This is a genomic window from Mesorhizobium sp. P2_C5_2, from assembly GCF_056404535.1.
The window spans coordinates 89,087-102,655 of record NZ_JBFUDV010000002.1 but is presented as its reverse complement, the minus strand read 5'-3'; the positions used below and the strand labels follow the sequence as shown (position 1 = coordinate 102,655).

11 protein-coding genes and 1 pseudogene are annotated in these 13,569 nt (G+C 61.9%); 9 read left to right on the top strand and 3 right to left on the bottom strand.

Annotation, left to right across the window (positions count from 1 at the left end; translation table 11 throughout):
* Positions 1 to 129 precede the first annotated feature (129 nt).
* Positions 130 to 678: an NADAR family protein gene (locus AC1D1B_RS07320; protein ID WP_477330720.1), complete on the top strand. Its 549-nt coding sequence runs from the start codon at positions 130 to 132 to the stop codon at positions 676 to 678.
* A 10-nt stretch (positions 679 to 688) separates the two neighbouring features.
* Here the strand turns inward: AC1D1B_RS07320 and AC1D1B_RS07315 are convergent, their stop codons facing one another.
* On the bottom strand, positions 689 to 1,183 hold the full coding sequence (locus tag AC1D1B_RS07315; RefSeq protein ID WP_477330718.1) for a hypothetical protein: 495 nt from the start codon (positions 1,181 to 1,183) through the stop codon (positions 689 to 691).
* 187 nt (positions 1,184 to 1,370) lie between these two features.
* Here AC1D1B_RS07315 and AC1D1B_RS07310 point away from each other — a divergent pair, with 187 nt between their 5' ends.
* Positions 1,371 to 2,747 carry an NfeD family protein gene (locus tag AC1D1B_RS07310; protein ID WP_477330716.1) on the top strand — a complete coding sequence of 459 codons (1,377 nt, stop codon included), beginning with the start codon at positions 1,371 to 1,373 and terminating at the stop codon, positions 2,745 to 2,747.
* Between the two features lie 71 nt (positions 2,748 to 2,818).
* Entirely contained in the window at positions 2,819 to 3,577 is a 759-nt protein-coding gene (locus AC1D1B_RS07305) for a slipin family protein (protein WP_181060383.1), read from the top strand.
* A 28-nt stretch (positions 3,578 to 3,605) separates the two neighbouring features.
* On the opposite strand, the gene AC1D1B_RS07300 is transcribed toward AC1D1B_RS07305, so the two are convergent.
* Positions 3,606 to 4,535 carry a LysR family transcriptional regulator gene (locus AC1D1B_RS07300; protein ID WP_477330714.1) on the bottom strand — a complete coding sequence of 310 codons (930 nt, stop codon included), beginning with the start codon at positions 4,533 to 4,535 and terminating at the stop codon, positions 3,606 to 3,608.
* A gap of 97 nt (positions 4,536 to 4,632) precedes the next feature.
* Between AC1D1B_RS07300 and AC1D1B_RS07295 the strand changes: the two genes are divergently transcribed.
* The 3 genes from AC1D1B_RS07295 (at position 4,633) to AC1D1B_RS07285 (ending at position 7,884) form a co-directional block, all read left to right on the top strand.
* A complete protein-coding gene (locus AC1D1B_RS07295) occupies positions 4,633 to 5,643 on the top strand; it encodes a zinc-dependent alcohol dehydrogenase family protein (RefSeq protein WP_477330712.1) in 1,011 nt (336 codons plus the stop codon).
* Positions 5,644 to 5,983: 340 nt separating this feature from the next.
* Entirely contained in the window at positions 5,984 to 6,943 is a 960-nt protein-coding gene (locus AC1D1B_RS07290; RefSeq protein ID WP_477330710.1) for an AraC family transcriptional regulator, read from the top strand.
* Between the two features lie 227 nt (positions 6,944 to 7,170).
* On the top strand, positions 7,171 to 7,884 hold the full coding sequence (locus tag AC1D1B_RS07285) for an outer membrane protein (protein WP_477330708.1): 714 nt from the start codon (positions 7,171 to 7,173) through the stop codon (positions 7,882 to 7,884).
* 88 nt (positions 7,885 to 7,972) lie between these two features.
* On the opposite strand, the pseudogene AC1D1B_RS07280 reads toward AC1D1B_RS07285, so the two are convergent.
* Positions 7,973 to 8,586 (bottom strand): annotated as a pseudogene (locus AC1D1B_RS07280) (xanthine dehydrogenase family protein molybdopterin-binding subunit); the annotation flags it as partial.
* Positions 8,587 to 9,053: 467 nt separating this feature from the next.
* Here AC1D1B_RS07280 and AC1D1B_RS07275 point away from each other — a divergent pair.
* From AC1D1B_RS07275 to AC1D1B_RS07265, 3 genes are read left to right on the top strand one after another with little or no spacing between them, the layout of a single operon-like run.
* On the top strand, positions 9,054 to 12,236 hold the full coding sequence (locus AC1D1B_RS07275; RefSeq protein WP_477330706.1) for a hypothetical protein: 3,183 nt from the start codon (positions 9,054 to 9,056) through the stop codon (positions 12,234 to 12,236).
* 43 nt (positions 12,237 to 12,279) lie between these two features.
* Positions 12,280 to 13,170: a hypothetical protein gene (locus tag AC1D1B_RS07270; protein WP_477330704.1), complete on the top strand. Its 891-nt coding sequence runs from the start codon at positions 12,280 to 12,282 to the stop codon at positions 13,168 to 13,170.
* Positions 13,170 to 13,559 (top strand): hypothetical protein, encoded by a 390-nt coding sequence (locus AC1D1B_RS07265; RefSeq protein ID WP_477330702.1) that lies wholly within the window; start codon positions 13,170 to 13,172, stop codon positions 13,557 to 13,559. The genes AC1D1B_RS07270 and AC1D1B_RS07265 overlap by 1 nt, the downstream gene beginning before the upstream one ends.
* The last annotated feature ends 10 nt before the right edge of the window (positions 13,560 to 13,569 follow it).

Sequence of the window (13,569 nt, the reverse complement as noted above, 5' to 3'; positions counted from 1 at the left end):
AGTGTCGACGAGATTGGTCAATCGGCGGGCAAGACGCAAGAGCCGGTTCGGCACCCGCGCCGGCGAAGCGCAGTGTTTCCGCTTTGTCGGGCGTTGACAGTCTGCTCTTCTGCTCTGTTCCATATCGCCATGACCTACGACCGTTCATGGCTCGAAGCAGCCTTCCGCGCAAAATCCCGGGCGAAGCTGCTGTTCTTCTGGGGACACCAGCCGTCGAAGGACGGCAGCATCACCACGTCCTGCCTCAGCCAGTGGTGGCCGGTGCCGTTCGGCGTCGGTGGACTGACCTATCCGACAGCCGAGCACTGGATGATGGCCGGCAAAGCGCGTCTGTTCGGCGATGAGCAGGTGGCAAGTCAGATCCTCAGCGCGGGCAGCCCGAGACAGGCCAAGCAGCTCGGACGGCAAGTCAGCCGTTTCGATGCGGCGAAGTGGGATGCGGAGAAATACCGCCTCGTCACCGAGGGGAGTTTTGAGAAATTCCGCCAGCACAAGGCGCTCGGCGCGTTTCTGCTGTCGACCGGCGATCAGGTGTTGGTCGAGGCGAGCCCCGTCGACCGGATCTGGGGCATTGGCATGGCCGCCGATGACGAGCGCGCCGGCAACCCGCTGTTGTGGCGCGGCGAAAACCTGCTTGGCTTTGCCCTGATGGAGGCGCGCGATCGGCTGCGCAGGTGAGGGGAGGGCTTCAGTCTGCGTCGCCGGCTGAACCTTTGCCGCACTGCGCCAGCACCTTGCCAATGGCGGCACTCGAGCCGGTCAGCGGAAAGCTGTTCTCGCCATATTTGTCGGCCATAACCGTGACGTCGCCCTTGCCGCGCAGCAAAGCGAGCAGGGGGTCGGTCGCGCCTGACAATTCCAGCGTGAAATAATTATACATCGCCTCGAGGTCGAGCTTTTTGGTCACGGTCTTGTCGCCGCCCTTGAAGGTGAAGGAAGCGCTGATGCCGGGCTCCAGCTGCTGGCCGGCGGCGCCGAGATCGTAGCTCAGCATCGGCTTGTCGAAACAGACCAACATCAGATGCGCATCGGCTTTCGGCCCGCCGCACACCGAGGCCGTCAGCACGCTGCCGCCCTCATCTTCTTCCATCTTCGCAGTCCAGCCGCACGGCGCCGCAAACGCCGGCTGCATGGCCTGCAGTGCCGCGACGGCCACGATGAATTTCGTCAATCCGCTTCTCATGACTGCCCCTCCCAGGCCATCGAGGCATCCGCAGCCCGGAACACTGATGCCGTCGCGTTACGCTGATAATTGGCGAAAACAGCTGCGCACGCAATCTCCCCCTCGAGGCCCGCTCAACCGTCTCGCCAATGCCTCCTCATGGACTTCGCCAAAATACAACCCATATTGAATCCATGGAGCTTTGAGCGTGAAACGCGCGCGTGTGGCCATTCTTGCCGCGGCTCTCGTGGCCGCCATGGTCGTTTGTCCCTCTTCCGTAACCGGAGAGGCGAGCGGCCGGGAGAGGGTTGCGTTGAGCGTCGAGATAGACGGCGCCATCGGTCCGGCGAGCGCCAGGCAGCTCAAGGAAGCGCTGGCGGTCGCCGCAGGGCGAAACGCCGAGGTCCTCATCCTGCAGATCGATACGCCCGGCGGGCTGGTCACCTCGATGCGCGAGATGATCGCCGACATCCTCGCCTCGCCGGTTCCCGTCATCGGCTATGTCGCGCCGGCCGGCGGCCATGCGGCCAGCGCCGGCACCTACATCCTTTACGCGACCCATGTGGCGGCGATGGCGCCCGGCACCAATTTGGGGGCGGCAACGCCGATCGAACTCGGCGGGCCGCTGCCATCTCTTCCCGGTTCCGGCGGCGACAAGGACACCGGCAAGGACCAGAAGAACGCCACCGGACCACCACCGGCTGGCGATGCGATGATGGCCAAGGTGACGAATGACGCGGTTGCCTTGATCCGTTCGCTGGCCGAACTGCGCGGGCGCAATGCCGACTGGGGCGAAAAGGCTGTGCGAGAGGCGGCGAGCCTCTCGGCCAATGCGGCGCTGCAGGAACATGTCATCGACTTCGTCGCCCGCGACACGACCGAACTGCTGCAGCTGGCCGACGGGCGGACGGTCGAGGTGTCGGGCAAGAAGCAGGTACTGGCGACGAAAGGGCTGCCGGTCGAGACGCTCGATCCGGGCTGGTTCATCCGGCTTCTCGCCGTCATCACCGATCCCAACATCGCCGTCATCCTGATGCTGGTCGGCGTCTACGGCATCGTCTTCGAGTTCACCAGCCCGGGCGCGGTCGCGCCGGGCGTGATCGGCACGATCTGCCTCGTGCTCGGGCTCTATGCCCTCAATCTGTTGCCGATCAACTATACCGGCCTTGCCTTGATGCTGCTCGGCATCGCCTTCCTCATCGTCGAGGCCTTCAACCCCACTGTGGTGCTCGGGCTGGGAGGCGTGAGCGCCTTTCTGCTGGGGGCAGCCATGCTGCTCAAGGTCGAGGGCCCCGGCTTCGCGATGTCGTGGGCCGTCATCGGTGCCGCCGCTGCCTTGACGCTTGGCCTGGCGCTGTTGACCGGCAGCTATCTGTGGACGGCGCGCAGGAGCCTTCCGCGCGTCGGCGCGCAGGCCATGCACGGACTGCCGGCCGAAATCCTCGACTGGTCGCAAGGCGAGGGCCATGTGCTGGCCCAGGGCGAGCGCTGGCGGGCGAAAGCCGACGAACCCCTTGCGCCGGGCGACAGCGTCGAGGTGGCCGAGGTCAAGGACCTCGTGCTGACGGTACGGCGCCGGAGGTGAGTCTTTGTTTTGAGCATGTCCCAAACCGCTGCGCATTTTTGGGCGACATGCTCTGATGATGGAGCAAGGCAATGAGCATCGGTTATGTGGCCTATCTCGTTCTGGCGCTTGTCGTGGTCATGTTCCTGTCCGCGGCCATTCGCATCCTGAGGGAATACCAGCGCGGCGTGGTCTTCACGCTCGGCCGCTTCACCGGGGTCAAGGGGCCCGGCCTCATCATCCTGGTCCCCTTCGTGCAGCAGATGGTGAAGGTCGATCTGCGGGTGGTGGTCCAGGACGTGCCGCCGCAGGACGTGATCTCGCGCGACAACGTCTCGGTCAAGGTGAACGCGGTGCTCTATTTTCGCATCGTCGACGCCGAGCGGGCGATCATCCAGGTCGAGGACTTCATGGCCGCGACCAACCAGCTGGCGCAGACCACACTGCGCTCGGTACTCGGCAAGCACGAACTTGATGAAATGCTGGCCGAACGTGACAAGCTCAACAGCGATATCCAGGAGATCCTCGATCAGCGGACCGATGCCTGGGGCATCAAGGTCTCCAATGTCGAGATCAAGCATGTCGATCTCAACGAGAGCATGATCCGCGCCATCGCCAAGCAGGCCGAGGCCGAACGGCTGCGGCGCGCGAAGGTGATTAACGCCGATGGCGAGCAACAGGCGGCAGCGAAACTGGTCGAGGCGGGCCGGATGCTGGCGGCGGAGCCGCAGGCCATGCAACTCCGCTATTTCGAGGCCCTGCACGATATCGCCGGCGAGCGCTCGTCCACGGTGGTGTTCCCGCTGCCGGTGGACCTGCTGAGCCAGTTCATGAAGGGGCAGGGGAAGTAGGGGAGAAGGGGGGAGCGTTGCGGCAACTTCACGCCCTCCACGGCGGCTCCGGCGAAAAGCGCTTGCCGATCCAGTCGGCGAACGCGCGGGTCTTGGTGGCTTGTCCCTTTGCTGACGGCATGACGACATACACCGCGCCTTCGTCGGCCAGCGTCCAGTCCTCAAGGATCGGCACCAGCCGCCCGTCGGCGAGCTCTCGCCCGACCAGCCAGTCGGTGCTCATCATCAGGCCGACGCCTTGCACGGCGGCCTCGACCAGCACCTCGGCATCGTCGGTGACGAGCGGCCCCGACACCTCGACGCGCACACGGCGGCCCTCGCGGTCAGTCATCTCCAAGGCCGGAAAGCTCTGGAACCCGCTGAAGCCCAGGCAGGAATGTTCGAGCAATGCTTGGGGGGTTTCCGGCCTGCCATGGCGAGCGAGATAGGCGGGCGCGGCGCAGAGCAGCCGGCGCCGCGTCGCTACCTTGCGCGCCACCAGGCGCGAATCCTCCAGCGCGCCGAGCCGCACGGCGACGTCGAAATTCTCGGTGACGAGATCGGCGAAGCGGTTGGAGAACTCGGCCTCGATGCGCACATCGGGAAATTCGGCGAGGAATTGCGGCAACAGCGGCCCGATCCACATGCGCCCGAACGTACCGGGCAGCGCCAGCCTGAGCAGGCCGCGCGGCCCGCCGCCGGCATGCGCGGAAGCGGCCGCCTCCGCCTCGTCGACCGAGGCGAGGATGGCGCGCACGCGCACCAGGAACTCCGCGCCCGCCTCGGTCAGCGACACGCTGCGCGTCGTGCGGTGAAGCAGCCTGACACCGAGCCGCTCCTCCAGCGATTGCAGGCGGCGCGACAGGATGGTGGCGTCGCGCCCAACCCATGCCGCCGCCCTGGTGAAGGAGCGCGCCTCGGCGATGGCCGCGAAGGCCGCCATTTCGGCAAGCGCGGCCGGCTCATAGGATTGCGGCATAATACGCAATACTCAAATGTAAAAACCAAGGATTATCGAGGAATAGCGCAGCAGTTAGCTTCACTCAACCCATCAATCGTCTCACCGGAGTGAAACCATGAAAGCCATCGAACTCAGCCAGCCCAGGCTGGACGCCTTCCGCGCCGCCTCTGTCGCCACCCCCGAGCCGCAGCGCGGCGAGGTGCTGATCCGCCAGCGCGCGGCGAGCCTGAACTTCGTCGATGTCGCGGTGGCGAGCGGCAATTATCCCGGCCCGAGCTTCCCGCTCATTCCCATCGCCGACGGCGCCGGCGAGATCGTCGCGCTCGGCGAGGGCGTCACCAAATACGCCGTCGGCGATCGCGTCGTCGCCCATGCCAAGCCGCGCTGGATCGGCGGCCGGCCGCGTCCTTACGAGATGAGAGAGATGCGCGGCGTCTCGCTGCCCGGATCGCTCGCCGAATATGTCGCGTTGCCGGCCAATTCGATCGTGCCGATCCCGGCGTATCTCTCCTTCGAGGCAGCCTCGACGCTGCCGATCGCCGGCACCACCGCATGGAACGCCATCCGCGCCGCCGATATCGGGCCGGGCTCGGTGGTCGTGCTGCTCGGCACCGGCGGTGTCTCGATCGTCACCCTGCAGCTTGCCAAGGCGGCCGGCGCCACCGTCATCATCACCTCCTCGTCGGACGAGAAGCTGGAGCGCGCCAAGGCGCTCGGCGCCGATCACCTGATCAACTACCGCGCGACCCCGGATTGGGACGGCAAGGTGCTGGAACTGACCGACGGCCTCGGCGCCGACCTCGTCGTCGAGACCGGCGGCACCGCCACCTTCGCCCGCGCCGTCAACGCCACGGCGCCTGGCGGCACGCTGTTCACCATCGGCTTCGTCACCGGCGCGGAGGCGACCGTCAACCTGCTGCCGATCATCATCAAGGCGCTGAAGGTGATCGGCAACAACACCGGATCGGTGTCGGACCTCAAGGACGCCACCCGCGCCATCGGCGCCGCCGGGATCGAACCGGTCGTCGACAAGGTGTTTTCACAGCACGAAGCGTCCGAAGCCTACACCCACATGGCCGCCGGCGGCCTGCATTTCGGCAAGCTGGTGTTTGGCTTGGAGTGGTGAGGGAAGGGTCAGGTTTGCGCCTGGCCGCCCCCTGCCAGCAGGCCGAGGCGGAGCGGCTGCGGCGCGCCAAGGAGGAGCCGAGGGTGGCGTTTTTGTGAGGGAAATTGGCAGTCCTACCCCATCCCAAGCGCGGTCCACCGCGCTGGTTCCCACCGGTATTTTCGAGTATTTTGGAAATTCTGCTGGGCATACCGATAAAGTTCGGGCGAATTATTGTCTAGAACAGCAGTGAAATTGCCGCACGCGGCATAAATATTGCTCGCTCTGGACAAGCGGTGGACTGGTAAAATACATAGAACTGCCAAGTGAAGACGCGCGCGCAAAAAAGGCCCAGTTGCCCTTGAAAAAGAACGTCTTCTCGTCGGTCGACCTGCCTCCGCAGCTCGGCCACCAGGCACGGTTCGCGCTCTGGCAGGACATCCATGTCGCGGAGATATGGTCGGTGGAATATGCCATTTCCGGCAATCTGCCGTTCGAAGCGGCAATCGAAGCCACGCCCGTCGGGCCGCTGGTGCTCGGCCAGATGGCCGGGACGATCAAGCATGCCAGCCGCAGGGCGAGCAACATCGCCGCTGACGGCCGTGACGGCTATCTGCTGCTGGTCAACAATGGCGATACGATACTGAGTGGCACCCAGGTCGGTCGCGACTATCATGTCGGCAAGGGCGAAGCAGCGCTGGTCTCGGCTTCGGAAGCGCTGCAAATGACCGGCGGCGATAAGAATATCTGGGCGAATGTGGTGGTCCCCCGCGACGTGCTGGAGAAAGCCTTCGCCCATGTCGACGACCGGCTGGCGTTGACCATCGGAGCCGACAATGAGGCGCTCGATATGCTCAAGCGCTATTGCCGCTTTCTGGAAGCAGGCCCCGCCTTGGTCTCGCCCGATCTTGTCACCCATGCCACCGAAACGGTCGTCGATCTGATCGGCCTTGCGACCGGCGCAAAAGGCGAAAGCGCCGAGTTGGCTGGGTTGCGCGGCCTACGCGCTGCGAGGCTCCAGGCCATCCTGCAAAAAATGCGGGACAATTTCGCCGATCCCGCCATTTCGGCCCAGAGCGTTGCCCAGCAACTGCGGCTCTCCGTGCGCTATGTCCATGATCTCCTGCAGGAAACCGGGATGAGTTTTGCCGAGCGCATTCTCGAATCGCGCTTGCAGAGAGCCCATCGAATGCTCTCCGACAGGCGCAATGACCGGATGCGGATCAGTGAGATCGCGCTGCTCAGCGGCTTCTCCGATGTCTCCTATTTCAATCGCTGCTTCCGCCGCCGCTTCGGCTCGACGCCGAGCGCCGCCAGGTAGTCTCACCGGCCACGAATCCCGGCAAACGCATGGCGTGCCGACCGACTGCGGCTGAATGGCCACACCGGCCGGGAAAGTGCTGCGGCGCGCTCCACGACAATTCGGGTGCGGCTCAGCCCAAGACGCGGCCGACGGACAATGCAACACCGGGGCGTCGACAACGGCTGGATCTCCGCGAAGCATTTCCGCGGCGGGGGACGCAACATTTCTGGGGCAGCAAATTGACAATGAAAACAATTCTTCTCGCGACAGCTATCATTCTCGCGCCTGCCGGCGTTGCATCCGCGGCCGACATCAGTGAGGGCTCGCCTGTCGCCGCCTACGACTGGACCGGCCTCTATGCTGGCGTTCACATCGGTTACGTAGCCGGAAGATCCGATTTCTTCATCGCCGGCGGCGGCATCGGCGGGGCCACCGACCTCAACCTTCCCCTCGGTCCAGACGGTTTTATTGGCGGTATCCATATCGGTACCAATTACCAAATGGCGAACCGCTTCGTCATCGGCGCCGAGGCTGACCTTACGTATAATAAGGCAGATGCAGTGATGCCCCTCGATGCTGGCGGCGGTGGTTTCAGCACATTGCTTAAGAGCGAACTCAAGTGGTCGGGTGCGGCGCGGCTGCGAGCGGGCTACGCTTTCGATCGGACTTTGCCCTACATCGCTGCCGGCGTGGCCGCGGCAAAGTATGAAGTGACTGCGATCGGCGTCGGTGGCGGCGGCGGCGCCATTGAAATACCATTCCACGATGAGACCCATATCGGCTGGACGGTTGGAGCCGGCGTCGAGCACGCCTTCACCGACAGGTGGATCGCGCGGGTCGAATATCGCTACTCCGACTTCGGCAGCCAGGCTCTCTCGATAGCAGCCGGTCTTCCCTCGGCGACGAGCGTCGATCTGCAGACGCACGATGTCCGGGCTGGCCTCAGCTACAAGTTCTGATCTGCCGGACTGAATAACCCCGGGTGCGCCCCGGGGTTTTGGTTGCTTGAAGCGCATCTGCTCCACAATGCGGACGAAATACCTCAACCTAGATCAGCTTCTCCAGCGTGATCGGCAGGTCGCGAACTCTTTTGCCAGTAGCATGGAACACCGCATTGGCGATCGCCGGCGCCACGCCGACGATGGCGAGTTCGCCCACGCCCTTGCCGCCGAGCACCGAGGAATGCAGGTCGGGAATGCCGACCGAGATGACGTCTATGTCGGGGATGTCGGCATTGGTCGGCACCAGATAGTCGCCGAGATTGTTGTTGACGATGCGGCCATAGCGGCGGTCGACGATGCCTTCTCGAGCAGCGCCTGGCCGATGCCCATGATGATGCCGCCCTTCCACTGGCTTTCTGCGAGCTTGGGATTGTAGAGCCGGCCGGAATCGAGCGCCGACACGACGCGCGACACGCGCACGGTGCCGAAATCCTCGTCGACGCGCACTTCGATGAAATGCGCGCACCAGGAGTGACGCGAATAGTCACCCTTGGTGTGCGGCACCGACGTGGCGATGGTGGTGTAGTTCTTGTAGCGATCCTCTGCGGTCGAGTTCGCCGGCATGGTGTCGCCAGTGGCTTCGATGCGGTCGCGGCCGACGCTCGCCAGCAACTCGGCGATCGAGACATCGGGACCGTCGCCGCGCGGCGACTTGATGCGGCGTGGGCGCTCTGCCAGCACTTTCACGTGGGATGGGCACGAATGCGATCAACGGCTTCACGAGCCAGCAGATATGGAATTCGAGGACGGCCGCTACCGGCTGGCGAGCGCGCCGCCGGCCGCCGAAATCTCGCCGCCGTCGGCGACCGTAGGAATTCTTCACTTGTGTGAATTGCTTCACAGTCGCATTCTTCTAATTGGAGCAGGGGATCTAAAGACCGAAGAGGGAACCGGTCTATTTTTTGGGGAATACTACCTTTGTCATTCTAGGGTCATGCTGGCAACATGCCGGTTGCCCGGCTGAATTGATATGAATCCACGTGCCTCCGTATAACACGGTTAAGGCATGCGTATCCGCGCCTATATTTCCTGAACTATAAGCACAAACTAAAATAGTTCTCGCAAACTATTGAAAATTGGTCGTACGGTATGTTACAAGAATTGTATCCGTGGTTTTGGAGAGTGTTATGCGCTCGATCCGAAATATTGTATTTTATCGCTACATGCTGACGACTCTCGTTGCATTTCTACTATGCGCGCGAGCAATGGCTGCGCAACCGGATTTCGACATTTCTGAATACTGGAAAGATTATCGAGCCAAGTATCCGTTCCTGCATCAAGAATTGGTTATTTCCTCGGATCTCGGAGACGGCATCCGTTATCTTGTTGTCAGCGAGCCGCCGCCGCATGAGCTGCTGGAGGATCAGGACAAACTGTTCGGGCAGATATTCGGACCGAGTTATGTCCGCTATGAAAAATTTCATCACCCCGTCGGCGTTGACGGCTGGGTCACGGACATTGGGGTTGTGCTCGATGTCTCAGGACGCGTCGATCAGCTCGATTCCCAACTGCTGGCGCTGAACCGCACGCTCTTCAAGACCGACTACAAGGCGTATGTGCGCGATTTCGATCGCATGCCCTGGGTGCGCACCATGCCGGTCCGCGGGGTTTTAGGCCCTCCCGACCTCAAGGTCAGCGCCGCGTCATTGAACAAGTGGCTTTTCCAGGACGCGCTCGTCTTCAATGGAGCGGACAAGGACTACAGCGGCAATCTCAAGCAGATTTTGGACAGCAAGCAGGTTGGGCTTTTTCACAGCCAGCCGTCAGGACTTGTCGTTGCAACCCTGCCGCGAAATGACGATCTCGGCAAGGACGGCTACTACGCGCTCCTGCGTCAGTTCGCACTGGACACGGACTCTGTTCTCGGCGGGGTGATTGTCGGGTCAGCGACGGATCGGACCGGCGTGTTGGCATTGGTCGGGCGCGAGCGTAGCACATCGCTTGAGGTCCTTCCGCCACTGCGGGTGGAAACGATACTGACTTTGGCGGCGACGCGGGAGTCTGAGCTCGCTCAAAGCTACGAACGCATGGCCGTATACGCCGGCAAAGGCTCCGATCTCAAGGATTGGGCCCCGATCTATCTCAGCCATGATCTTACCGATACCGAATTCGGCCAGCTTCTCAACATAACGGACCAGTTGCTGAAGGGTTGGTCGGAGTCTGGGTTGATGACCTATGAGAATTTTCATTACCCCGAGCCGGCACAGTTTCCCTACCAAGCCGGCCTGCTGAGAACACTAAATACCGGACAGGTAACGTACAATTGGAATACTTCGGGTTTCGGATACATGGTGCCCTTTGGCGGCATCGAGATTCTGGCGGTGCAGCGCACAGGCGCATTGCCGATATCCTACATCCCCGGCGGCGTCGACGAAACGACAAGCGATCCAAGTGCCGCAGCCGCGCGCGAGGCCGAGGAGATCTATTGGGATTTCTTTGCCCAAACTCGCGATCCGAACCTGCATCGGGCAGCCGAGTACACAGCCCTGTATCAGATTTTTCGACGCTTCCCGGTCGAGGCAAAACGCACGGAGCCCCTGTCTCCGGGATATGCAGACAGGAATAAAAGTCTTGAGAATATTGTCGGCAATACCCTCGCGGCTCTCCAAAGAAACGACGCAATCGAGAAATTAAGAGCGTCCAATGCACAAGTGTGCAAGTCGGAGGTGCTGATAGGTGAAGCAGAGTCGGAAACATTATCTGAAGAGAATATTTTAAAACTGAGAGAATACGTCAATTTTCTAAAAGAGTTGGACTCGAAATTTTTAATTAGGTTAGAAAAGGCTCTGGTCGACCGTCAATCACTGTTTCCGCCCGACGACAAGATTACAGCGGAAGTCCAGAGTCACATACGGCGGATTTTTTCCTCCAGCTCCGAAGAGGAGATTATGACGGGCTTGATTAGTCTCAAGCCTGACATGCGGGAGCATGTCTTGAATTTTCACGCTTTGCTGATCTCGGCCGAGTTCAGCAAGTTTGTCGAGTACGGCGCCGACTGCGATCAGGTGCGCGCCAGCCTTGTAGAAAGCCGAAATGCATTCGATGGGCGGTATATGAAAACGCCCACGATCGTTCTGTCGTCGAGGGATGGTATCTATGGGCAGTTTATCACCGGCGGCCACAATCTCTGGAGCGCCACGACCGAGGTGCTGCCGGATGCTGCGGTCGCCAAGGGCAAGGTCGTTTTAGAAGACGGCGTCGTCAAGCTCAATCCAGACGATATCGGCAACGCCGGCGCGATCAGCCGTTTCTTCGCCCGCGACGGCAAGAAGTTCGACCTGGAGCTGCCGTCCAGCCGGGCCGAATTCATCACCGCGATGGAAGCCCTGCTCAAGACGGTGCCGCAGGACATAAGGGCGATGGTGCCTGCGATAGAGCTGAAGTCGCTTGAGACAGGTGCTGCCCGGGGGCTGACGGCGGTTGATTTGCCGCCTCAGGCGCGTTTCGTAGGCTGGGGCAGCAAGGGACTGACGACCGCCGAAATGGACCTGCTTCGCAATGAAGCGAAGCGGACCGGAGCGGATATCTACCTCAGCAAGGGCTCCGACGGCTACATAGTTTTCCATGCCTCAGGCAAGCCTCCCATGGCGTTCAATGTGCCGCTGGCGGCGGATGCCCAGTTGAAGCTCGAGGGGCTGGTCATCAGAACTGCCGCCTCGAAGGGCGAGGATGCCGGCATGGTCGTGATCGGCGCCAGTGACAAGCTGTCGGCGGGCGAGCTCGAGGGCATGCGTGCCAGCGCGGCTCTCAGGTCGGCTGGCGGCAGCGGCGAAGGAGGAGGCGGTGGCGGCGGGGGATTCTTCAAATTCTTCGAGGACGGAAAGGAACCGCGAAAGCCATTCTGGTTCAGCTCGGCGCGCCGTGAAGCGGCGCGAGACCCCGACCTTCAGATATTTGACCTGGCCAAGGACACGCCTCGAACCCTGAAACTCCTTCGCCGGACAGATGTCGACTGGAGCGCTGCGAAGGTTATCGATTTTGCCGAGAGGAACTTGATGCCGCATGGCCAGACCATCTCGTTCAAGATCGAATTGCCCTTCGTCGTCAAAGCCGAACCCCGTCTCGGGGTGAAGGTCAGGGCTTTTTTCAAGCGCCTGCTTTCCAAAGACGAAAAGGAAAAGCTGCTCGATAGGGCAAAGGTGATCGCTTCGGGACCGGGAACTGACAGCATCGCCGATCGCATAACAGTGCTGCGCAACGGGCTGCGTGACGATCTCGGCGCCGACATCAGGCTGAATTTCCGCATCGAACTGACCGGGGGCGACCTCTTCATTGTACAGGACGATCGCGGTGACAAATCACGGACCTGAGGACGGTCGGACGCCGACGACACCGAAAGAGTGTTCCGTTGTCATGGGCCTGCCTGCCTCGCGCGAAGAATTTCTGGGCGATCTCACGGATTTTCCGCGCCGGGGCCACTATGCCTGGCTGATCCGTCAGGGTTCCGCTACAGCCGAGGCAGCCTGGGAGACCGTCGGCGTGAAGATCGCCAGGCTGGCGAACGACCTTCTGGCGGCCGCGTCCGAGGCAGGGGCCTGTATCTTTCCCGCCGCAGGCCTTGATGCCCTCAAGGTCGCGGCCAAGGCGCCCGGGGTGGTGGTGATCGTCGGCCACTGGCGCGGTCCCAATTTTCACAGCTCCGATTTGCGGATCGATGCCGATCGGTTCTTTGGGCTGGTCGAGACCTCTCAGTCCGATTTCTCGGCCTGGGTGAAGACGGCGCTTGGGGCCGACGCTGAGGGCAGGGTGCTGCGACCCACGGCCCCACGCGACCGTAAGGCTGAGCTGGCCAGCCTGCTCAACGAGCGGGTGTTGAAAAAGTTTGGCGCTGAGATCGATCGCCCCGTGGAAACTAGTTCAGACAACGACACTTTCATTTGCAGGACGCTGGCGCGCGAGATGCTGGAAAAGACGTTCCCCTCGGTGTTCGAGCCAGGCAACGCGCTGGAGCTGCGGGACGGATTTCACAAGGCCGAAGCTGTGCGCGATGCCTTTGCCGCGAACTGGAGCGGAATAGCGGAGCTGGCCGTCTGCAATTCGGAATATCTGGCCCTGACGATCAAATCGGAACGAGCCGACCGGCGCGTCATCTTCAGCCGGCTGGAGCAATATCCATCGAAGTCGATTCGAATTCTGACCGAGGCGTTTTTCAGGATGCCGGTCGAACCGGTCAATTACGGCGTGCTGCGCGCGCTGCTGCAAAAATCCTATCGTGACGGCAAAGGCAATATCGGGGGGCAATAATGGCATCGGACACATTTCAGCAAGCTCTTTCCAAATCCATGACCGTCGCGGAAAGCGCGCTGGGAGACGGCGCCGCCGTCGACCGCGAGCAGCTGACTGCGCGGATGGACGCCGTCGGGAAGAATGCGTCGCGTATGTACCAGTTCGCCGGGGCAATGACGCTCATCGTCTTCATCGTGCTTGTCGGCGCGATCCTGATATTCCGGGAAAATTGGGGGGCAGTGACTGCGCTCTCGGGGGTGATGGGCCTCACCGTCGCGGCCGCGATCGATCGCATGGCCAAATTGGCCAAGGATGTCGCCAACACCGGTCTCGTGGTGCAGCTCTCAGCGCAACTGAGCAGTGAGGACATGGGGAAAGTCGTTCAGGCATTGATTGCGAAGGCCTGATCAAAACAAG